Annotated in this window: 15 protein-coding genes and 1 pseudogene; 7 read left to right on the forward strand and 9 right to left on the reverse strand. The window is 73.5% G+C overall.

The window, feature by feature from the left end:
- Positions 1-69: 69 nt before the first annotated feature.
- The 6 genes and pseudogenes from ACXJMZ_RS22910 to ACXJMZ_RS22935 form a co-directional block, all read left to right on the forward strand.
- A pseudogene (locus tag ACXJMZ_RS22910) lies at positions 70-5,215 on the forward strand (KR domain-containing protein); the annotation flags it as partial.
- Positions 5,216-5,218: 3 nt separating this feature from the next.
- On the forward strand, positions 5,219-5,935 hold the full coding sequence (gene mftE, locus ACXJMZ_RS22915; RefSeq protein ID WP_457031925.1) for a mycofactocin biosynthesis peptidyl-dipeptidase MftE: 717 nt from the start codon (positions 5,219-5,221) through the stop codon (positions 5,933-5,935).
- A gap of 420 nt (positions 5,936-6,355) precedes the next feature.
- Positions 6,356-6,850: a hypothetical protein gene (locus ACXJMZ_RS22920; protein ID WP_457031926.1), complete on the forward strand. Its 495-nt coding sequence runs from the start codon at positions 6,356-6,358 to the stop codon at positions 6,848-6,850.
- Between the two features lie 130 nt (positions 6,851-6,980).
- On the forward strand, positions 6,981-7,592 hold the full coding sequence (locus ACXJMZ_RS22925) for a class I SAM-dependent methyltransferase (RefSeq protein ID WP_457031927.1): 612 nt from the start codon (positions 6,981-6,983) through the stop codon (positions 7,590-7,592).
- Between the two features lie 165 nt (positions 7,593-7,757).
- Complete coding sequence (locus ACXJMZ_RS22930; RefSeq protein ID WP_457031928.1) at positions 7,758-8,849, forward strand: histidine kinase; 1,092 nt, start codon at positions 7,758-7,760, stop codon at positions 8,847-8,849.
- Positions 8,837-9,490: a response regulator gene (locus ACXJMZ_RS22935; protein WP_457031929.1), complete on the forward strand. Its 654-nt coding sequence runs from the start codon at positions 8,837-8,839 to the stop codon at positions 9,488-9,490. The genes ACXJMZ_RS22930 and ACXJMZ_RS22935 overlap by 13 nt, the downstream gene beginning before the upstream one ends.
- A 123-nt stretch (positions 9,491-9,613) precedes the next feature.
- Here the strand turns inward: ACXJMZ_RS22935 and ACXJMZ_RS22940 are convergent, their stop codons facing one another.
- Positions 9,614-10,606 carry a LysR family transcriptional regulator gene (locus tag ACXJMZ_RS22940; protein WP_457031930.1) on the reverse strand — a complete coding sequence of 331 codons (993 nt, stop codon included), beginning with the start codon at positions 10,604-10,606 and terminating at the stop codon, positions 9,614-9,616.
- Between the two features lie 160 nt (positions 10,607-10,766).
- Between ACXJMZ_RS22940 and ACXJMZ_RS22945 the strand changes: the two genes are divergently transcribed.
- On the forward strand, positions 10,767-11,213 hold the full coding sequence (locus ACXJMZ_RS22945; RefSeq protein WP_457031931.1) for a DUF3291 domain-containing protein: 447 nt from the start codon (positions 10,767-10,769) through the stop codon (positions 11,211-11,213).
- A gap of 46 nt (positions 11,214-11,259) precedes the next feature.
- On the opposite strand, the gene mftF is transcribed toward ACXJMZ_RS22945, so the two are convergent.
- Genes mftF through ACXJMZ_RS22985 form a run of 8 tightly spaced genes read right to left on the reverse strand, consistent with a single transcriptional unit; the run spans position 11,260 to position 20,782 of the window.
- Positions 11,260-12,657 carry a mycofactocin biosynthesis glycosyltransferase MftF gene (gene mftF / locus ACXJMZ_RS22950; protein ID WP_457031932.1) on the reverse strand — a complete coding sequence of 466 codons (1,398 nt, stop codon included), beginning with the start codon at positions 12,655-12,657 and terminating at the stop codon, positions 11,260-11,262.
- Entirely contained in the window at positions 12,654-13,454 is an 801-nt protein-coding gene (locus ACXJMZ_RS22955; RefSeq protein WP_457031933.1) for a mycofactocin-coupled SDR family oxidoreductase, read from the reverse strand. Before ACXJMZ_RS22955 ends, mftF begins: the two co-directional genes overlap by 4 nt.
- Positions 13,448-14,257 (reverse strand): mycofactocin-associated electron transfer flavoprotein beta subunit, encoded by an 810-nt coding sequence (locus tag ACXJMZ_RS22960; RefSeq protein WP_457031934.1) that lies wholly within the window; start codon positions 14,255-14,257, stop codon positions 13,448-13,450. Before ACXJMZ_RS22960 ends, ACXJMZ_RS22955 begins: the two co-directional genes overlap by 7 nt.
- Positions 14,258-14,262: 5 nt before the next feature.
- Positions 14,263-14,571 (reverse strand): ferredoxin family protein, encoded by a 309-nt coding sequence (locus ACXJMZ_RS22965; protein ID WP_057230130.1) that lies wholly within the window; start codon positions 14,569-14,571, stop codon positions 14,263-14,265.
- Positions 14,568-15,935, reverse strand: a complete 1,368-nt coding sequence (locus ACXJMZ_RS22970; RefSeq protein WP_457031935.1) for an FAD-dependent oxidoreductase — start codon at positions 15,933-15,935, stop codon at positions 14,568-14,570. The genes ACXJMZ_RS22965 and ACXJMZ_RS22970 overlap by 4 nt, the downstream gene beginning before the upstream one ends.
- Positions 15,928-16,881 carry a mycofactocin-associated electron transfer flavoprotein alpha subunit gene (locus ACXJMZ_RS22975; RefSeq protein WP_457031936.1) on the reverse strand — a complete coding sequence of 318 codons (954 nt, stop codon included), beginning with the start codon at positions 16,879-16,881 and terminating at the stop codon, positions 15,928-15,930. The genes ACXJMZ_RS22970 and ACXJMZ_RS22975 overlap by 8 nt, the downstream gene beginning before the upstream one ends.
- Positions 16,878-18,836, reverse strand: coding sequence for a mycofactocin system FadH/OYE family oxidoreductase 2 (locus ACXJMZ_RS22980; protein WP_457031937.1), 1,959 nt, complete (start codon positions 18,834-18,836; stop codon positions 16,878-16,880). Before ACXJMZ_RS22980 ends, ACXJMZ_RS22975 begins: the two co-directional genes overlap by 4 nt.
- Positions 18,833-20,782 (reverse strand): mycofactocin system FadH/OYE family oxidoreductase 1, encoded by a 1,950-nt coding sequence (locus ACXJMZ_RS22985; protein ID WP_457031938.1) that lies wholly within the window; start codon positions 20,780-20,782, stop codon positions 18,833-18,835. The genes ACXJMZ_RS22980 and ACXJMZ_RS22985 overlap by 4 nt, the downstream gene beginning before the upstream one ends.
- Position 20,783: the final 1 nt, after the last annotated feature.

Consider the following 20,783-nt stretch of genomic DNA (forward strand, 5'->3'; position numbering starts at 1 on the left):
CAGAGCGAAAGGTATCCCCACACCGTGGACGCGTCCGTGGACCAGATAGTCGAGGCACTCCGCAAGTCCATGCTGGACAACGAGCGCCTGCGTCAGCTGAACGGCAGCCTCACCGCGGCGGCCGTCGAACCGATCGCCATCGTCGGGATGGCCTGCCGCTATCCCGGCGGGGTGCAGACCCCGCAGGACCTCTGGCAGCTGGTGGCCGGCGGGGTCGACGCCGTGTCGGACTTCCCCGCCGACCGCGGCTGGGATCTCGACGGGGTGTACGACCCGGAGCCCGGCAAGGCCGGCAAGAGCATCGCCCACGAGGGCGGATTCCTGCACGACGCCGCCGAGTTCGACCCCGGCTTCTTCGGCATCGCGCCGAACGAGGCGCTCACCATCGACCCCCAGCAGCGCCTGCTGCTGGAGACCTCCTGGGAGGCGATCGAGAACGCGGGCGTCGACCCGCTGGCCCTGAAGGGCAGCCGGACCGGCGTCTACGCCGGGGTGATGTACCACGACTACGGCTTCGGCAGCAGCGACGGCAGCCTGGTGACCGGCCGGGTCGCCTACACCCTGGGCCTGGAGGGCCCCGCCGTCACGGTCGACACCGCCTGCTCCTCCTCGCTGGTCGCGCTGCACATGGCGGTCCAGGCACTCCGCTCCGGTGAGGTGTCGCTCGCGCTGGCCGGTGGCGTCACCGTGATGACCAACCCGGACATGTTCGTCTACTTCAGCACCCAGCGCGGGCTGGCCAAGGACGGGCGCTGCAAGTCCTTCTCCGAGCACGCGGACGGCACCGGCTGCTCGGAGGGCACCGGCATGCTGCTGCTGGAGCGGCTCTCCGACGCCCAGCGCAACGGTCACCCCGTGCTCGCGGTGGTGCGCGGCTCGGCGACCAACCAGGACGGCGCCTCCAGCGGCCTGACCACGCCCAACGGCCCCTCCCAGCAGCGCGTCATCCGGGCGGCGCTGGCCAACGCCCAGCTCACGCCCGCCGATGTGGACACCGTCGAGGCGCACGGTACGGGCACCACGCTGGGCGACCCGATCGAGGCCCAGGCGCTGCTCGCCACGTACGGCAAGGGGCGGGCAGCGGACCAGCCGCTCTGGCTCGGCTCGCTGAAGTCGAACCTGGGCCACACCCAGGCGGCTGCCGGGGTCGGCGGCATCATCAAGATGGTCGAGGCGATCCGGCACGGCGTACTGCCCCAGTCGCTGCACTCGGCGGACCGCACCTCCAAGGTGGACTGGGAGGCGGGCGGCGTCGAGTTGCTGACGGAGGCCCGGGCCTGGCCGGAGACCGGGCGGGTGCGCCGGGCCGGCGTCTCCTCCTTCGGGCTGAGCGGTACCAACGCGCACGTGATCATCGAGCAGGCCCCGGCCGTCGAGGCGCAGCCGGAGGTCGCGAAGGCCCAACTGCCGGACGTGCCCTGGGTGTTCTCCGGCCGGACGGTGGACGCGCTGCGCGGCCAGGCGGCCAAGCTGGCCGACCACATCGAGGCCGACCCCGAGCTGGGAATCGCGGACCTGGGCTGGTCGTTGGCCGTCACCCGCTCCGCCCTGGAGCGGCGGGCGGTGGTGGTCGGCGCGGACCGGGCCGAGCTGCTGGCCGGACTGCGGGCCGTCGCCGAGGGAGCCGAGGTGCCGGGGCAGGCCCGGCCGGGTGCGCAGGTGGCGTTCCTGTTCACGGGGCAGGGCTCGCAGCGGTTGGGGATGGGGCGTGAACTGCACGCTGCTTTCCCGGTGTTCGCTTCGGCGTTTGACGAGGTGTTGGCTGAGCTGGGTGGTTCGCTGCGGGATGTGGTCTGGGGCTCGGACGTTGAGCTTCTGAACCGCACGGTGAACACGCAGAGTGCGCTGTTCGCCTTCGAGGTCGCCCTGTTCCGCCTGGTCGAGTCGTGGGGGGTGCGGCCGGACTTCCTGGCCGGGCACTCCGTCGGTGAGATCGCTGCCGCGCACGTGGCGGGCGTGTTGTCGCTCTCTGACGCCGCCAAGCTGGTGTCGGCGCGTGGGCGGCTGATGCAGGAACTGCCTTCGGGTGGTGCGATGGTGGCGATCGAGGCTGCTGAGGAGGATGTCCTGCCGCTGCTGACCGATTTGGTAAGCATTGCGGCGGTGAACGGTCCGCGTTCGGTGGTGGTGTCGGGTGACGAGGCCACGGTGCTGGAGATCGCCGCTCGTTTCGAGCGGACCAAGCGGCTGAGCGTCTCGCACGCGTTCCACTCGCCGCTGATGGACCCGATGCTGGACGAGTTCCGTGCGGTGGTCCAGCAGTTGACCTTCGCCGAGCCGTCGATTCCGGTGGTGGCGTCGGGTTCGTTCACCGACCCCGAGTACTGGGTGAGCCACGTCCGCGACGCGGTCCGGTTCGCCGACAACGTACGGGAGTTGGCCGCCCGGGGCGTGTCCCGCTTCGTGGAGATCGGCCCCGACGGCATCCTGACCGGGCTGGCCCAGCAGAGCGTCGAGTCCGAGGACGCGGTCTTCGTCGCGGCGGCGCGCAAGGACCGGGCGGAGACCACCACGCTGGTGGCCGCGCTCGGCCGCCTGCACTCCGCCGGTGTGGCCGTCAGCTGGTCGGCGTTCTTCGCCGACTCCGGAGCCCACCGGGTGGATCTGCCGACGTACGCCTTCCAGCGCAGCCGCTACTGGGTGGACGCGCTGGCCGGCGGCAGCGCCGACGGTGACGTCACCTCGGTCGGCCAGGAGAGCGTGGAACACCCGCTGCTCGGGGCGGCACTCGCGCTGCCCGACACCGAGGGGCTGGTGCTCACCGGCAGGCTCTCGCTCGACGGTCAGGGCTGGATCGCCGACCACGACGTGCTGGGCAGCATCCTGCTGCCGGGCACCGGCTTCGTCGAGCTGGCGGCCCGGGCCGCCGAGCAGGCCGGGGCCGACCTGGTCGAGGAACTCACCATCCAGGCCCCGCTGATCCTGCCGGAGCGCGGCGGGCTTGCGGTCCAGGTCTCGGTCGGGGCGCCGGATGTGACGGAGCGTCGTTCGCTGCGGATCTACTCGCGGGCCGAGGCCGACGCCCGGGGTCCGTGGACCCTGCACGCCGAGGGCGTGCTCGCCTCCGGTGCCCCGGCCCCGGCGTTCGACTTCGCCGAGTGGCCGCCCGCCGGCTCCACAGCCGTGGATGTCCAGGACCTCTACTCGGTGCTGCTGGGCCAGGGTTACGCCTACGGGCCGGTGTTCCAGGGCGTCCAGGCGGCCTGGAAGCGCGGTGACGAGGTCTTTGCCACGGTCGCCCTGCCCGCCGGGTCGCACGACGAGGCAGCCCGCTTCGGTCTGCACCCCGCCCTGCTGGACGCGTCCATGCATGCGCTCAGCCTCGGCGAGGGCGGTGACGATCAGACCCTGCTGCCGTTCTCCTGGGCCGGGGTCACCCTGCACGCGGTGGGTGCCACCGCCGTGCGGGTCCGGCTGGTGCGGCCGACCGACACCACGATCAGCATCGAGCTGGCGGACACCGAGGGTGCGCCGGTGGCCACGGTCGAGTCGCTGACGTTCCGTCCGGTCACCCCGGAGCAGCTCGGTTCGGGCGCCTCGGCCCAGGCCGGTTCGCTCTTCCAACTGGTCTGGAACCCGCTTCCGTTGACCGCGCTCGGGGCCCCCGACCCGGTGGACTGGGCGAGCCTGGAGCCGGACAACCCGGTGGTGCCGGAGACCGTCCTGCTGGAGATCAGCGCGTCCGCCGTGGACCTGCCCGCCGGGGCCAGGGTGGCGGCCAACCAGGTCCTCGCGGTGGTCCAGGAGTGGCTGGCCGACGAGCGGTACGCCGACTCGCTGCTGGCCGTCGCCACCCACGGCGGGGTCACGGTGGTCGGCGAGCCCGGCGATCTCACCCAGACCCCGGTCTGGGGTCTGGTGCGCGCCGCGCAGGCCGAACACCCGGGCCGTTTCGTCCTGGTGGACATCGACGACCGGGCCGAGTCCCGGATTGCCCTGGCCGGTGCGCTGGCCACCGGTGAGTCCGAACTCGCCATCCGGGCGGGCGAGGTGCTGGTGCCCCGGCTGACTGCGCTGCCGGTCCCGGCCGACGCGGCCGCCCCCTCGCTGGACCCGGCGGGCACGGTCCTGATCACCGGCGGCACCGGCGGTCTGGGCGCGCTGGTGGCCCGGCACCTGGTGACCGAGTACGGCGTCCGGCACCTGCTGCTGACCAGCCGGCGCGGCCGAACTGGTCGCCGAGCTGAACGCGTTGGGCGCCGAGGTGACCGTCGCGGCCGCCGACGTGGCCGAACGGGCGGCGCTGGAAGGGCTGTTGGCCGGCATCCCGGCCGCTCACCCGCTGACCGGCGTGGTGCACGTGGCGGGTGTGGTGCACAACGGCGTGATCGGTTCCTGGACGCCGGAGCTGGTGGACTCCAGCCTCGCTCCCAAGGCCGACGCCGCGTGGTATCTGCACGAGCTGACCGCCGAAATGGACCTCGGACTCTTCGTCCTGTTCTCCTCGGCCGGCGGTCTGGTGCTGGCCCAGGGGCAGGCCGGGTACGCCGCGGCCAACGTGTTCCTGGACGGTCTGGCCGAGCACCGGCGGCTGGCGGGCCTGCGGGCCACCTCGCTGGCCTGGGGCGCCTGGGCGGTGGACACCGGCATGAGCCAGTACCTGGCCGAGGCCGACCTGCTGCGGATGCGCCGCCAGGGCCTGCCGGCCTTCTCGGCCACGGACGGTCTCGCGATGCTCGACTCCGCGCTGCGGGTCACCGACGCGGCCGTGGTGGTCCCGGTGCACGTGGACCCGGTCGCCCTGCGCGCCCGGGCCGACGAACTCCCGGCGCTGCTACGCGGGTTGGTCAAGGCGCCGACCCGGCGGCCGTCCCGCGCCGGGTCCCACCAGGGCGAGGGCCAGACCCTGCCGGAGCAGCTGGCGGGTGTCACCGGTGCCGAGCTCGACCGGGCCGTCCTCCAGGTGGTCAGGACCCACGCCGCCGAGATCCTCGGCCACCCGGGCCCGGAGGCGATCGACCCCGAGCGAGGCTTCCTGGACATCGGGTTCGACTCGCTCAGCGCGCTTGAACTCCGCAACCGGATGGTCACCGCGGCGGGCCGGAACCTGACGCCGATGCTGGTCTTCGACTACCCGTCGGCCAGTGCGCTCGCGGCCTACCTGCGGGAGCTGCTCTTCGAGACCGAGGAGCAGGGCATCGACGAGGACCTGGTGGACGCCAGCACGGACGAGCTGTTCGACATCCTGGACGCCGAACTCGGTATCACCGGCTGACCGTTGACCCCCGAACCGGCCCCGTCCCGCCCTGGCCCGCGCCGGCTGGCCGGGCTGACGTGGCCACAGGCGGCACGGCTGGCACCGTACTCGGTGCTGGCCGTGCCGCTCGGCGCGACCGAACAGCACGGCCCGCACCTGCCGTTCACCGTGGACACCGAGGTGGCCGACGCCCTCTGCTCGCGCTTGGCGGCGGCCCGGGAGTCGGTGGTGCTGGCGCCCGCCCTACCGTACGGGTCGAGCGGCGAGCACGCCGGGTTCCCCGGCACGCTGTCGATCGGGCAGCGGGCGCTGGAGCTGCTGCTGGTCGAACTGGTGCGCTCCGCCGACGACTTCGCCGGAGTGGTGCTGGTCTGCGGGCACGGCGGCAACGCCGCCCCGCTGCACCGCGCTGTGCAGCGGCTTCGGGTGGAGGGCCGCCGGGTGCTGGCCTGGTCCCCGTCCGGACCGCCGGACGACAGCCACGCCGGACGCACCGAGACCTCCGCCATGCTGGCCCTACGCCCCGCCGCCGTCCGCCCCGACCTGGCCGAGCCCGGCAACACCGCCGGTCTGGCCGAGCTGCTCCCCGCCCTCCGCACCGGCGGCCTGGCCGCCGTCACCCCGAACGGCGTCCTGGGCGACCCCACCGGAGCCACCGCTGATGAGGGGCACCGGCTGCTGGACGGCTGGACGACCGCCCTGCTGACGGCGTACGACGCCTGGACCGTCTCGCCCTGACTGCGGGCTGGGATCAGGTCGGCTCTGGGTGCGGGCCGAGGATGGCGGTGCGCGCTGCGGTGGCGAGGACCTGGCGGAGGCCGCGCTCCAGGGCGCCGGTTCCGAGGGCGCGGCCGGCCCGACCGAAGGCGTCCGCCCGCGGCCCTGCGGGTGCCCCGGTCACCGCTAGGTGGAAGGCCAACGGCCAGTCTTCAGGAGTTCTTCGAGGGGCTCTCTCGGCAGATCAGCGGCCGGTTCTGACGGCTGGTCGAACGGCGAGCCGGGCGCGGCGGGCAGCAGGAGCAGCGCGGCGGTCGCCGCATGCGGAAGGTGTACCTGGCATCACCATCAAGTCGGATAGGAGCGCTACTGCCTCGGGCGCGCGCGAACGACATGCTGATGTTGTGCCCGAGGGGCGGGCACGGGAGGGAGTCAGGTGTCATGGCGAGCACTCAGCTGACCGGCGTTCATTCGCTCCGTCTGGTCCGCGTGGACGCCGGTTCGGGCTCCGGTGTCCCGCGGATCCTTCCGAAGGCCGCGGCCGCTTCGACGTTCCCCCTGCTGCTTCGCCTGGCGGGCACGGTCCTCACCGTGCTCGGGTTGGCGATGATTCCCTGGCTGGTCTTCCTGCACACCGGGCTGCCGGCCACCGCTCAGGTCTCGAACTGGGCCTGGACGTGGACGGGTCTGGACAGCTTTCAGGCGCTCGGCCTGCTCTCCACCGGACTGCTCCTCAGGCGCGGCGACTGCCGGGCCTGCCTGACCTCCGCCGCGACCTCGGCCCTGCTGCTGGTCGACGCCTGGTTCGACACCATGACGGCTGCCCCGGGTTCGGACTTCAAGCTGGCGGTGCTGATGGCGGTCTTCGCCGAGTTGCCGCTGGCGGTGGCCTGCACGGTTCTCGCAACCCGGACCTTTCCTCGGCCGGGTCGCTGAGCGGACGAGCTCGTGACGTGATCGGCGCTTGCGGTCCGGTCCGTCTTGGCGCAAGCAGATTGTACACAAACCCAACTGATTGACCATCAGAGATGCTTCGGTGGCCCAATCGGACATTTGGCGAGGAACTATGAGGAATTCGCGGGCATTGATCGGCGCGGGCGCTGCCGCCGCCGTCGCCACCTGGTGGTTCACCGACTCCGCGCCGTACCCGTACTCTCAGCGCTGGCTGCTCGACCTGCCGCTGCCGTTCCTGACTCTGAGGCGTCTGGACCACGTGCTGCAGGCCCGGGAGGGCGAGAGGATCCTGGAGATAGGCCCCGGAACCGGCCTGCAGTCGCTGCACGTCGCACCGCAGCTGGGCCCGAACGGCCAGCTGGACATCGTGGACATCCAGCAGGAGATGCTCGACCACGTGGGCCGCCGGGCCAAGGAGCAGGGCGTCGACAACATCGTGCCGAACTGCGCCGACGCACATGAACTTCCTTTTGCGGATGGCTCGTTCGATGCGGCTTACCTGGTGACGGCGCTGGGCGAGATCCCGGATCCGGCGCGTACGCTGGCCGAGCTGCGCCGGGCACTGAAGCCGTTCGGGCGGCTGGTGGTCGGCGAGTTCTTCGACCGGCATCAGATCCGGCCGTCCTCGCTGATCAACCTGGCGGAGGGAGCCGGGCTGCGGGTCGCCCGGCTGTACGGTCCGCCGTTCGCGTACTACGCGGTGCTGCGTGCGATCGATGCCTGACGCCGCTCGGGCGGTTCCCGCCCGGCCGAACCGTAGGCTGGACGACCGTAGCCGTAGCGCCTCTCTTGTCCGACTGCAGAATCAGCAACGGTGGCACTGGTGCCACCATGGATTCGGGTGCCAGGCTCATGGCAGGCCCTCGTCGAGGTGTCCTAGTGTCGGATCATGATGATTCCACCCGTGCTGAGGCGCTCGGCGCTTCGGGTGCGGCGGGACACCGGCTTCCTGGCCCACCGGGCACTCCTCGGAGTGGACATCCCTCGGCCGACGCCCCCGCCGGAGCGGTGGTCGTGGGCGGCAGTCGCCCGACGGCTTTCGTCGACGCGTATCTGGCGCCAGCTCGGATACCACCTTCTCCTGGGCCCGCTGGTGGCCGCGTTGGAGCTGTCGGTGCTCGCGATGGCGGCCGCGGGCCTGGTGGGCGCCGTAACCTGCGGCTGGGTGTGGGCGCTGCCGGTGGGGGTCCGCCAGGACTGGTTCGGTTACGCGACGCAGGTGCCGTCCTACACGGTGGGCGGCATCGCCCTCCTGTGTGCCGTGCCCTGGACGGCGGGGGCGGTGGCCCGGACGGAGTCGCGATTCGCGTTGGCGCTGCTCGGGCCCAGCCGGGCCCAGCGGCTCCAGGAGCGGGTCGAGTACCTGGCCGGGAGTCGCACCGACCTGATTGAGGCAGTCGACGCCGAGCGCCGCCGGATCGAGCGTGACCTGCACGACGGCACCCAGCAGCGGCTGGTCTCCCTCGCGGTCAACCTGGGCCTGGCCATGGCCACGCGCCCCGACCTGCCGGGTGAGGCCCGCGAGGTGATCGCGGAGGCGCACCTCGAGGCGAAGGAGGCGATCGCCGAACTCAACGATCTGGTACGCGGGTTGCACCCAGCCGTCCTCGAAGACCGAGGGCTGGACGCGGCGTTGTCCGGGTTGGCCGCCCGGGTGCCATTGCCGGTGCGCCTGCGGGTCGATCTTGAGGAGCGGGTGGTGCCCGCTGTGGAGTCGGTCGCGTACTTCGTGATCTCCGAGGCGCTGGCCAACGTGACCAAGCACGCTCGCGCGACACGTGCCGAGGTGACTGTCAGGCGGGTCGGGAAGGTGTTGCGGGTGAATGTCACCGACGACGGACTGGGTGGTGCCGACGCCTCCGCCGGTACGGGGCTGAGCGGGCTGGCCAAGCGGGTCGGCTCCGTCGACGGGATCTTCCGCGTCAGCAGCCCCTTCGGGGGACCGACGACCATCGCGGCGGAGTTGCCGTGCGAGCGGTGATCGCCGAGGACTCGGTGCTGTTGCGGATCGGTCTGGTCAAGGTGCTGGAGATGGGTGGTTTCCAGGTCGCCGCGGAAGTCGGTGACGGGGAAGCGCTGCTGGCGGCAGTGGAGGAGCACCGGCCCGAACTCGCCCTGGTCGACGTCCGGATGCCGCCCGGCTTCACCGACGAAGGGGTGCGCGCCGCGACGGTGATCCGTCGGCGGTGGCCGCGGACGGCGGTGATGCTGCTCTCGCAGTACGTGGAGGAGCGGTACGTGGCCGACCTGCTGGCGACCAACACCAGCGGTGTGGGCTACCTGCTCAAGCAGCGCGTCGCCGATGTGGGGGAGTTCGTGGAGGCGGTGCAACGGGTCGCGGAGGGGGGCACGGCGCTGGATCCGCAGGTCGTCGCCCAGCTGCTGCTGCTGCGACGGGACAGCGACCCGCTGGACCGGCTGACCCCTCGTGAACGGGACGTACTGGGCCTCATGGCCGAGGGGCGCTCCAACGCCGGCATCGCCGAGGCGCTGACGGTCAGCGAGAGTGCGGTGGCCAAGCACATCAACAACATCTTCGCCAAGCTCGACCTGCCGGTGATCGACACGGACCACCGCCGCGTGCTCGCCGTTCTGCGCTTCCTCGGAGCGTCCCAGGCCTGACCGGCCTCTGGCGTCGGCACGGGCGGACAGCCCGGTTCTTCTTTGGCGGGCGGGCGAGAGCCGACGCCTGGGTGGGAGGGAAGACCGTACAGCGTCTGCGACCTGACGGCTCCGAACCCGGGTTCAGTCGCGGGCGGCAGGCTCCCGCCCGTCGGCCTCAGGGGCGGGGGCGGACAGCTCCCCGTGGTGGCCGTGCGGGATGTCAGCGGCGCGGCGGAAGCCGTGGGTGATGCTCCGAGGGCCGCAGCGGTGTGCCGTTTCGGTGAACGCGCGCAGGCGGGGGTTGTCGCGGGCGGTGGGCCAGACGAGTGCCCACTCGGTGAGCGGTGCGTCACGGATCGGCACGTACGTGATACCCGGATGCGTGTAGTACCAGGTGACGTGCTCGTTCAACGGGCTGACGATCTTCCCGGCGGCGATCAGGGCGAGCACTTCGTGGAAGGTCCGGGCCGATGGCCCACGCGGTACCGGGCGCCCCTGCGGAGTGTGCCGGGGCATCATCGCCTCGCCCCAGTAGTCGGGCGCCTCGGGGCCGGGGTCGAAGACCGTGCAGTCGCCGAGGTCCTCCATCGACACCGACTCCCGGTCGGCCCACTCGGATGCGGCCGGCACGCCGAGCACCCGGCCCTCCGTCAGAATGCCGGGGCCTACCGTCAGATCGGGCTCCCGTACCGGCAGCCACATCAGTTGGACGTCGACCTGCCCCGAACGCAGCAGGGCGAACGGGTCGCTGAAGTGGTACTCGGCCACGGAGACTTCGCAGTTGGCGTACCGCTCCACGAACGCGTCGATCACGGCCCGCATCTCGTGGCCCAGAGCACCCATGACGCCCAACCGAAGTGTCCCGCAGACGTCTCCAGCTGCGGCACTGGCCCGGGCGAGCCCGTCGTGGATCTGGTCGTACGCCTGTTGCAGGTCCGCACGCAGCCGGCGTCCGACCGGTGTCAGGGCGACCGTCCGGCTGGTGCGCTCGAACAGGGCGGCACCGACCCGCCGTTCCTGCTTGCTGATCGCCTGACTCACCCGCGCCTGGGAGACGTGCAGCCGTGTCGCGGTGCGGCCGAAGTGCAGCTCCTCCGCCAGCGTCAGGAAGATCTCGATGTCCCGCAGTTCCACGCCCCGCCCCCCGATCGATAACCGCACGGTTATCGGCGCTCCCGCGAAGTCTACGTTGATCCGGACCGGCGCAGGCCCGAGGCTGATGGCCACCGGACATCAGGACGACCCGTGCCGGCCTGCCTGCGCCAACAGCGCGTCACACAAGGAAGTCGATGCCATGCCCACCCTGCCCTGGACCGTCCCCAACCCGCCGGCGAAGAACGCCGATGCACTGATCATGGCGTCACGGTTCGAGGTGCGCAGCCTGAAGGACGTGCCGCGGTTCTTCCTCAACTCGTTGGCGGCGTGGCGCCAAGTCCGGCGCGCACCTGGAGCGTTCGGCGCATCACTGATCGCGCGCCCGCTGCGGCGCACCTTCCTGACCCTGTCCGCGTGGGACAACCGCGCCTCGCTCACGTCCTACCGCGACACCGACCCGCACCGCCGAATCGTCACGGCGATGCGCCCGACGATGAAGCAGTCGACTTTCGTGTTCTGGATGACCTCGGCCGACAGCCTCCCGATCAGCTGGACCGAAGCCGAGCGCCGTCTGGACGAGGAGGCCACCCGGCAGGAAGAGCAGAAGGCATCCCCGGGACGAGAGCCCCGGTCCGGCCACCGGTGATCGCGGCCCAGGGCCCGCCCGAGACGCACCGTCAGGCGACGGTGCGTCAGTCGGCGGGCCGCTGGACCCCGTCGCGACCCGGCCAGTCGGCCAGGTCGGGCAGCAGTGGGGCGACTGTACGGTGCCGTAGTGCGCCCCACCAGACCCCCGCGCCGTAGGCGAGGTCGTCGGCGATCCGGACCACCGTCCAGCGGGGGAGGTCCACCGGGGGGCGGTCGCGGTGCCAGTCGAGGGCGTGCCGGGCGAAGGCGGCGGCGAGCAGCGGGCGGCCCGCCCGGGTCGAGGCCAGCAGGGGGACGGCCACCGGCCACCAGGAGCGGGTGACGGCGTCGGCGAGCAAGCGTCCGGCGCCGAGGTGGCCGCGGGCGGCGAGTTGGAGCGACTCGCGGGCCGGGACGCCGAACGGGGCGAGCTTGCGTGGCAGCAGGGCGGCGGTGCCGGCGGCGATCGCCACCCCGGCCGCCGGGCGGCCGAGGGCGAGTGCGGCCCAGGCCGCCGCGCTCCAGAACGAGACCTTCACCGGGGCGACCGCCCGGCCGTGCCGCAGGGCCAGCGGTGCGGCCGAAGTGCCGTACCCGAAGCGCTGCTTGGTCCAGGCCCGCCAGTTCGGACGGGGCAAGTGCCGCACCACGGAGGCCGGTTCGTACCGGACCAGGCCGGTGCCGGCCGCCAGCCGCCAGATCAGGTCGACGTCTTCGCCGAACCGCATCCGCTCGTCGAAGCCGCCGAGCTCCCGCAGCGCGGAGGTACGCAACACCAGCGCGGCGGACGGCAGATAGCTCACCCGGCTGCCAGGACGCACCACGCCACCGACCGGCCCGAGGTCGAGCGGGGAGCGGGTCTGCTCGTACCGGGCCAGCAGCGAGCGGCCCGGGGCGCTGCGCACCCGGGGGGCGACCGCGACCACGGCCGGGTCCTCGAAGTGCCGGAGCAGCGGCTCCAGCCAGCCGGGCTCGGGGGTGACGTCCGCGTCCAGGAAGGCGACCAGCTCCGTACCGGCCTTCCGCCAGCCGGAGTTGCGGGCGGCGGCGGGGCCACGGGAGTGTTCGTGGCGGACCGCTGCGGCCGGGATCGGAAGCTTCGAACCGTCGTCCACCACCAGCAACTTGGCGGTGTCGGCAACGGCGGCCGCCAGCCCGTCCAGGCCGCCGGGCTGGTCCCGGACCGGGACCACCACCGTGACGTCCTGGGCGGTGAGCCGGGCGGACCGGTGTACCGGATGGGCGATCCCGGCCCGTACCAGCCGGGCGGCGAGGCGGCGGTGGGCGGCGACGGGGGCGACCGGCGCACCGGCCAGCCAGCCGCCGACCAGGTCGGCGGCCTGGGTGGAGAGCCGCAGCACCCGGTAGGGCGAACCGCCCAGCAGGGTCCGGCCGTCCTCCCAGAGCTGCACGCTCTGATCCGCCGTCAGGTGGAGCTGCGTCGAGTTCTGGCGGCCCGTCATGCCGTGAACCCGCCGTCCGCGTGGACCACCGTGCCGGTGACGGCGGAGGAGGAGCGGTCGCAGAGCCAGCAGACGGCGGCGGCCACCTCGGCCGGGTCGAGCAGCCGTTCGGTGAGCTGGTGCTGCGCGAACTCCTCGACGTCGGTGAGGCCGTAGAGCGCGGCGCTGGCGTCCAGCATCGCGGTCCGGGTCGAGCCGGGGGAGACCGCGGTGGCGGTGACGCCGGTGCCCCGCAGGTCGGTGGCCAGGCCGCGGACCAGGCCCACCACGGCGTGCTTGGCGGCGTTGTAGGCGGCCAGGTGCCAGAGGCCGCGATGTCCGGCGGCCGAGGCGAGCGCGACGAACCGGCCGGTACGGGGCTGCGGTCGGCGCAGCAGGGCGGGTACGGCGGCGGCGGCCAGGTTGGCCACGCCGCGGACGCCGATGTCGAGCAGGACGTCCCACTCGGCGTCGGTGGTCTCCCACAGCGGCCGGCCACCCGCGATCACGGCCGCGGCCGCCACCGCCGCGTCCAGGCCGCCGAAGCGCTGCTCGGCCTCCGCGACGGCCGCCCGGAGTGCGGTCACGTCACGGACGTCGGCGACCACCGGGACGACCGACTCGGGCCAGCGGTCGGCGAGTTCGAGCAGTTGCTGCTTGCTGCCCAGCGGGTAGCCGACGCCGGGCAGGTCCTCGCAGACGTCCACGGCGACCACCCGCCAGCCCTGGTCGGCGAGTTGGGTGACGACGGCGGCGCCGATGCCGCGTGCCGCGCCGGTGACCAGGGCGACTCTGGGGGGCAGGTCGGTGTTCAGCACTGGTCGTCCTCCCGGGTGAGGTGAGCGAGGTAGCCGTGCTCTCGGAGGTAGCCGAGCAGTTCGTCCACGGCCTCCACCGGGCCGGCCGGGGTGATCACCCGGGCGGCTGTGCGGGGGCGGTCGGTCTCGGTCAGGGCGCGGATCCGGGCGAGCGGGTCGGCGCCCACGGGGGCGGGCAGGACGAGCGGCCGGGGGCGGTAGGGGCGGGCCGGGCTCAGCCGGACCGGCTGCCGGGGCTCCGGCAGGGCCACCGTGGCGACCGGGATCTCGGCCGTCCGGGCGGCGAGCAGGGCGGGCAGTGCGGCCCGCCGCAGCCGGGCGCTGGTCGGCTCCACCGAGCAGACGGCGGGCAGGGGAACGGTGAGCTGCTCGCGGCGGCGGCCGTCGATCCGTCGGACAGCAGTCAACTCACCGTCTCGTAGGGACAGTTCGGTGAGGCCGAGCGCCTGGGCGGCACCCAGTCGGGCGGCCAGGAAGGCGGGGGTGGCGCCGGTGCCCCGGCCGCTGGAGCGGTCACCGCAGAGCAGCAGGTCGGGTACGAGGCCGAGCCCGGCGACCAGCGCGCGGGCGGTGGCGTCACTGTCGGCGTCGGCCGGACCGTCGATCCGGAGCACCCGCTGCACCCCGCAGGCCAGCGCCTGGCGGAGCACCTCGTCCGCGTCGGCCGGGCCGACGGTGACCGCCAGGGTGCGGCCGCCGATCGCCGCGGCGAGCTGCAGGACATGCTCGAGCGCCGCCCGGTCGGCACCGCCGAGCGGGTCGGTGGGGCTCAACGCGGCTACCACGAGCGGCTGTTCGGCCATGTCGGTCAGCCCTTTCGGAACACGACGCCGAGGCCGCCGTCCGGGTAGGTCCAGGTGATCGCGCCCTCGGCGTCGCAGACCTGGTAGCAGGCGCCGCACTCGAAGCACTGCTCGAAGTTGAACAGGATGCCGCCGTCAGCCCTGGGCACGAACAGCTTGGCCGGGCAGACGTGCAGGCAGGAGCGCACCGTGCAGGAGTCGCAGACCTCGGTGTCGACGGTGATGTGGGCCCGCTCCGAGACCCGGAACTCGGTCCCCTCCATCCGGTCGTCGAAGGAGATCTCGCGGTAGTCCTCGCCAGGCTGACCGGTCATCCGAACGCCCTCATTCCGGTGATCGCGTCGGCCAGCAGCCGTCGCGGACTGACGCCGTGTCGGCGGACCGCCGTGCGCAGCAGCCGCCAAACCCCCGGCTTCGGACGGGGGTTGTCCACCTCGAACAGTCCCTCGGCGAGGTCGCAGATCAGCCCGGGGTACTGCCGCTGCATCCGTTCGGAGAGCACCAGCCCCGGCACCTTGCGCAGTTTCCGGTGATCGGCCAGCACGAACGACCGTTCCAGCGCCCGCCGGTAGCCCGCGAGCCCGGCCTGTGAGGTGTCGCCGGCGCCGATCGCGGCGGCTGCCGCGCGGCCCGCGTACATCCCGGCGCCGATCGCGAAGTTGACGCCCTCCAGCCAGATCCCGGCGGCCAGGCACATCCCGGCGGCGTCGCCGGCCACCAGGAGTCCGTCACCGGCGAGTTCGGGCAGGTGGTCGTAGCCGCCCTCGGGGATCAGGTGCGCCGCGTACTCGACCTGTCGGCCGCCGCGCACCAGCGGGGCGATGGCGGGGTGGGCCTTGAGGTCGGCGAGCAGTTCCTCGGGGCGGACCTTGGCGGCGGCCAGGCCGGGCAGCCCGACCACGACGCCGAGGCTGACCGACTCCAGGTTGGTGTAGAGGAACCCACCGCCAGGGATGCCCCGGGTGCAGCCGAGGATCTCGATGTCCTGGCCGTCCCGCCCGGTCAGTCCGAAGCGCTGCTCGATCACCTCGCGCGGCAGGGCCAGCGTCTCCTTCACCCCGAGCGTGAGGTGGCGGGCGTTGTCCTGCCGGGGGTGCAGCCCGGCCTCCTTGGCGAGGAAGGAGTTGACGCCGTCACAGGCGATCACCACCTGCGCCGTCAGGTCGCCGTCCGGCCGGTCGGTGCGGACGCCGACCACGGTCCCCGCCGTGGTCCGCAGCAGCCCGGTGGCCACCGTGGCGGGCACCAGCACCGCCCCGGCCGCGACGGCGTGGCCGGCCAGCCAGCCGTCCAGGTCGGACCGGTGCGCGGTGGCGCCGTTGTACGGGGCGGTGCCCCAGCGCTGGCTGCGGAAGTCCACGGTGAGGGCCTGATCCGCCGTCATGACCATGGTGGAGCGGCGGGTCACCCAGCGCTCGACCGGCATCTCCTCCCACCACTGCGGCACCAGCTCGTCCAGGATCCGGCCGTAGACCACCCCGCCGTAGACGTTCTTCGAGCCGGGGTACGGGCCGCGCTCCAGCAGCGCCACCGAGCAGCCCGCCCGGGCGGCGGCCAGTGCGGCGGCCGATCCGGCCGGTCCCGCGCCCACCACCAGGACGTCGAAGTCGCGGGCAGGCGGGGGCTGTTGGAGCAGCACGGAGGCCGAGGCAGGCCCCGCGTACGAGGCTTCAGTCACGGGGGGCCTCCGAGGTCAGCCGACTGGCCAGCTCGGCCAGCACGGTCGGGGCGTCGGCGACGACCGCGAGGTCGGCCAGTGCGGTCATCGGGCAGTGCGGGTCGGTGTTCACGCTGACCAGGTGGGCGGGGTGGCCGAGGCCGCCGACGTGCTGGGCGGCGCCGGAGATACCGAAGGCGAGGTAGAGCTCGGGGGCGACCACCACGCCGGTGGTGCCGATCTGGCGCTCCTCACCGGTCCAGCCCGCGTCGGTGACCACCCGGGTGGCGCCGACGGCGGCGCCGAGTGAGGCCCCGACCTTCTCCAGCAGGGCGATCGCGGCCGGGCCGGTCAGCTCGCCGGTGCCGAGACCGGCGCCCGCCGCGACGATCCGGGTGGCCTGGTCGAGCTGCTCCTGCCCGGGCGGTGCGGTGAGCAGCGCGCACTGCTCGGCGTCCGGACTCACCGGCCCGTCCGGCGCCGGGAGTTCGATGATCTCGGGGGCCTCCGGCAGTGGCTGGGCGCCGCGCAGGCCGGGCTCCAGGGTGGCGACGAACGGGCCGAGCACGGCGGCGTCCACCAGCGTCCGGCCGTCCGCCCCGATCAGGTCGGCGCCGCCGCTGTGCACCGCGAGGGCGCTGGCCAGCAGCGGCCGGTCCAGTGTGACGGCCAGCCGGGGCGCCAGGTCGCGCCCGTCCGGGGAGGCGGGCAGCAGGACGATCGGACGGTCGGTCAGCAGCGGGGCCAGCGCGGTGGCCAGCAGGCCGGGCGGCCGGGTGCCGGTCTCCACGGTCCAGACCCGGGTGGCGGTGGTCAGCAGGCCGGCTGCCGCCTTGGTGTCCTCCCCGGCCAGCAGCGCCAGGCCGCCCGCTTCGGCGACCGTCTCGTCCGCCCCGGGCGGCAGCTCGCCGCCCCGGACCAGCAGGACGGCGATCGGCTCGGTGCCCTTTACCTCGGTGCCGTTCACAGCGCGCTCCCCACTCGGTGTCCCTCGATCACGGCGGCGTGCGCCCGGCGCGGGGCCAGGCAGTCGCCGACCCGGTGGACCTCGAACGGCGCGTCCCGCAGCGCCTGCCAGAGCTCGTCCTCCGGGGTCTGGTGCACTGCGCAGACCACCCAGTCCACCTCGGCGGTGGTCATCGCGCCGGTGGTGTGGGTGAGGATGTCCAGCTGCACCCGCTCGCCGTCCGGCGCGGTCCTGGCCGACGTCACCACCTCGTCGGTGGTCTGCCGGATGCCCTTGGCCTCGGCCCGGACGGTGAAGGTCTCCAGGTCGAGGGTGATGCCGAGGTCCTGGCCGACCACCATGCCAGGGGTCGAGATCCGGACCCGGCAGCCCCGGTCGGCGAGCAACTCGGCGACCGAGGTGGCCTGGTGGAAGCCCAGCTCGTCGACCACCAGCACCTCCCCCTCGGGGGCGGCCCGGCCGGTCAGCACGTCGCGGACGTCCACCACCCGGGCCAGGTCGCCCGCCCAGTACGGTGGTTGCGGCCGGGCGCCGGTGGCCAGCACGACCACGTTCGGCTGCTCGGCGGCCAGTGACTCCATGGTGGCCTCCTGGCCGGTCCTGATCTCGACGTCGAGCCGACGGCACTCGGCGGCCAAGTTCCGTACCACGTCCAGGAATTCGGCCCGGACCGGCACACTCGCCGCCTCGGCCACCTGCCCGCCGGTGGCGGGCTCGCGCTCGTAGAGGGTGACCAGGTGCCCGCGCCGGGCCGCGCTGGCGGCCGCCTGAAGTCCGGCCGGACCGCCGCCGACCACCAGGACCCGGCGGCCGCGCCGCCCCGGCATCGGCAGCGGCACCGCCTCCCGCCCGGCCCGGGGGTTCTCGATGCAGCCGAGCCAGCGGTTCAGCCCCATCCGGCCCACGCACTCCTGGTTGCAGGACAGGCAGCTGCGGATGTCGGAGGCGTGGCCGGAGCGGGCCTTGGCGAGGAAGTCGGGGTCGGCGATCTGGCCCCGGACCACGCCGACCAGGTCGCAGTGGCCCTCGGCCAGGGCCCGTTCGGCCTGCGCCGGGTCCTTGATCCGGCCCACCCCGATCACCGGCAGCTTGACCGCGCGGCGGATCGCGTTGGAGATGAAGAGTGCGTACCCGGCCGGTACCGCCATCGACGCCTCGATCAGGTACAGCGTCGAAGTGGCCACCCCGATCGAGGTGTTGATGTAGTCGACCTGGCCGGTGGCCTCGACCATCCGGGCCACCTCGACCGCCTCGTCCAGGGTGATGCCGCCCTTGATCAGCTCGTCGCCGCAGAGCCGGACCCCGAGCGCCCGGTCCGGACCGATCGCCGCCCGGACGGCCGCCACCAGCTCCAGCAGCAGCCGGGCCCGGTGGGCCAGCGGGCCGCCGTACCCGTCGGTGCGCAGGTTGGTCGCGGGGGAGAGGAAGCCGCGCACGATCGAGGAGTGCGAGCACTGCAGCTCGACCCCGTCGAAGCCGCCTGCCACGCAGTTCGCGGCCACCGTGGCGTACCCGGCGACCACCTCGGCGATCTCGGCCTCGTCGACCGCCTTCGGCACCTCGCGGAACAGCGGGTCGGGGACGGCGCTCGGTGCCCAGACCGGCAGCCGGGAGTACATCGAGGAGGCCTGCCCGCCGTTGTGGTTGAGCTGGGCCAGGATCGGCACGCCGTGCGCGTGCACCGCCTCGGTGATCCGCCGGTACCCGGCAACCGCCTCCGGGTGGAAGCCGTGGATCAGCTTCTCGTACGGCCAGTCGGTCGGGTGGGTGGAGTGCTCCTCGGTGATGATCATCCCGGCGCCGCCGGCCGCCCGGGCGGCGTAGTACGCGGCGTGCTGCTCGCTCGGCAGGCCGTCCTCGGCGTAGTTGGTCAGGTGGGCGGAGAAGACCACGCGGTTGGCCAGGGTCAGCGGGCCGACCCGGAGCGGGGTGAAGAGATGGCGGTAGGCGGTCATCGGTGGGCCCCTTCACTACCGGCCGCCAGCCGGAGTGCGGCCCGGCGGCCCTCCAGTACGGCCTGGTAGACCGTGCGCGGAGCCACGCAGTCCCCGGCCACGGGCAGCTCGGGGTGGTCCGGGCGCAGCGACCGCTCCGGCAGCCGGTGCCCGCAGTCGACCAGCACCGCGCAGTCGGCACGCTCCTTGCGGCCGGTCACCACGTCCTCCAGCAGGGCGTAGCCGTCGTGCAGTTCGAGTACGGTCCGGCGCTTGTACAGGGTCACCCCGGCCTGCTGGAGCCGGGTGTTGGCCGCGGCCAGGTCGCCGGTCAGGGCCAGCTGGGTGCCGACCACCTGATCCTGCGTCACGATCGCGGTGGGCCGCCCGGCCGCCGCCAGCAGCTCGGTGACCGCGACCCCGACGGCGTCCCCGATCGGGTCGAACACCAGCACCGGTCCCGGCGGCAGGGACTGCGCCGTCGGGTCGGCGGCCAGCTCGGCCGGGCGGACCACGGTGCCGCCCAGCCGGTCGAAGCCGTGCGGCCCCGGCACCGAGCCGGTGGCCAGCAGGACCTCTCGCCCGGCCGCCCGGGCCGTGCCGAGCTGCTCCCCGGTGAGCCGGGTGCCGGTCCGCAGGGTCACGCCGAGCCGTGCGTTCTCCGCCGTCAGCCAGTCGGCCAGCAGGCCGAGCCGCTCGCGGCCGGGCAGTGCGCCCGTCGTCCGCAGTGCGCCGCCCAGTTCCGCCGACTGCTCGGTGACTTCCACCGTGTGGCCGCGCAGGGCGAGCACCCGGGCGGCCTCCAGGCCGGCCGGACCGCCGCCGACCACCAGCACGTCGAGCGGCCGGGCGTCCCGGCCCTGCACCGGCCGGTCCTCGGTCTCGTGGCCGGCGGCGGGTTCACCGACGCAGCTGATGATCGGGTTCCGGTTGTCCCGGACCCGGCAGCGCTGGTTGCACAGCACGCAGGGCCGGATCCGTTCCGGGTGCCCGGCCCGCAGCAGCGCGACCAGCTCGGGTTCGGCGATCTGCGCCCTGGTCATCTCGACCAGGTCGGCGGCCCCGTCGTCCAGCGCCCACTGGGCCTGGCCGACCTCGACCACCGAGCCCTGCAGGGCGACCGGTACGACGCCGTGCACGGCGGTCCTGACGGTGCGGCAGAGGTCGAGGTTGAAGCCGGGCGGGGTGTGGCCGTCCGGCCGGGTGGCGGAGAGGTTCATCGCGGAGCCCCGGACCACCACCAGATAGTCCGTCAGCGGGGCGAGCCCGACCGCCAGTTCGGCCCCCTGCTCGGCGGTGATCCCGGCCCAGGGGGCGAGTTCGTCGCAGCACAGCCGCAGGCCCATTACTCGCCCGGGGCCGATCGCGGCCCTGGTCGCGGTCAGCACCTCGCGCAGCAGCCGGGCGCGGTCGGTGCCGTGGTCGTCGGAGCGCAGGTTGGTCAGGCCGGACAGGAACTGCCGGAGCAGGCTGTGCTGTCCGGCGTCGATCTCCACCCCGTCCAGACCGGCGTCGGCCGCCAGCCGCGCTGCGGCCGCGAAATCCGCTACCAACACGCCGAGTTCGGCGGGCTCCAGCTCGGCCGGCAGCTCCCGGCTGACCACGTCGGCCACCCGGGACGGGGCCCGCAGTGCGGCCTGCGAGTACGCGGAGGAGCCCTGCCCGCCCGCGTGCCCGAGCCCGGCGAGCACCAGCGTCCCGTACGGGCGGCAGGCCTCGGCCACCGCCTGCCAGCCGGCCGGGCAGTCGGCGGCCAGCGGGGCCCGCTCGTACGGCCAGTCGTCGGCGGCCACGCTCGCGGTCTCGGTGACGATCAGTCCGGCGCCACCGGCGGCCCGGCGCAGGTAGTAGGCGACATGGCGGTCGGAGAGCGCCCGGCGGTGGCCGAGGTTGGTCTCGTGCGGACCGAACAGCACCCGGCTGGGTGCGGTCCGGCCGGCCAGCGTGATCGGGTCGGTGAGCAGCATG

The organism is Kitasatospora sp. P5_F3 (genome assembly GCF_054049135.1).

Coding starts and splice junctions, on each gene's coding strand:
- ACXJMZ_RS22985 (WP_457031938.1), bottom strand. CDS start 20,782: ATGCTGCTCACCGACCCGATCACGCTGGCCGGCCGGACCGCACCCAGC.
- mftF (WP_457031932.1), bottom strand. CDS start 12,657: ATGACGGGCCGCCAGAACTCGACGCAGCTCCACCTGACGGCGGATCAG.
- ACXJMZ_RS22925 (WP_457031927.1), top strand. CDS start 6,981: ATGAGGAATTCGCGGGCATTGATCGGCGCGGGCGCTGCCGCCGCCGTC.
- ACXJMZ_RS22965 (WP_057230130.1), bottom strand. CDS start 14,571: ATGACCGGTCAGCCTGGCGAGGACTACCGCGAGATCTCCTTCGACGAC.
- ACXJMZ_RS22920 (WP_457031926.1), top strand. CDS start 6,356: ATGGCGAGCACTCAGCTGACCGGCGTTCATTCGCTCCGTCTGGTCCGC.
- ACXJMZ_RS22980 (WP_457031937.1), bottom strand. CDS start 18,836: ATGACCGCCTACCGCCATCTCTTCACCCCGCTCCGGGTCGGCCCGCTG.
- ACXJMZ_RS22960 (WP_457031934.1), bottom strand. CDS start 14,257: ATGGCCGAACAGCCGCTCGTGGTAGCCGCGTTGAGCCCCACCGACCCG.
- ACXJMZ_RS22945 (WP_457031931.1), top strand. CDS start 10,767: ATGCCCACCCTGCCCTGGACCGTCCCCAACCCGCCGGCGAAGAACGCC.
- ACXJMZ_RS22930 (WP_457031928.1), top strand. CDS start 7,758: ATGATGATTCCACCCGTGCTGAGGCGCTCGGCGCTTCGGGTGCGGCGG.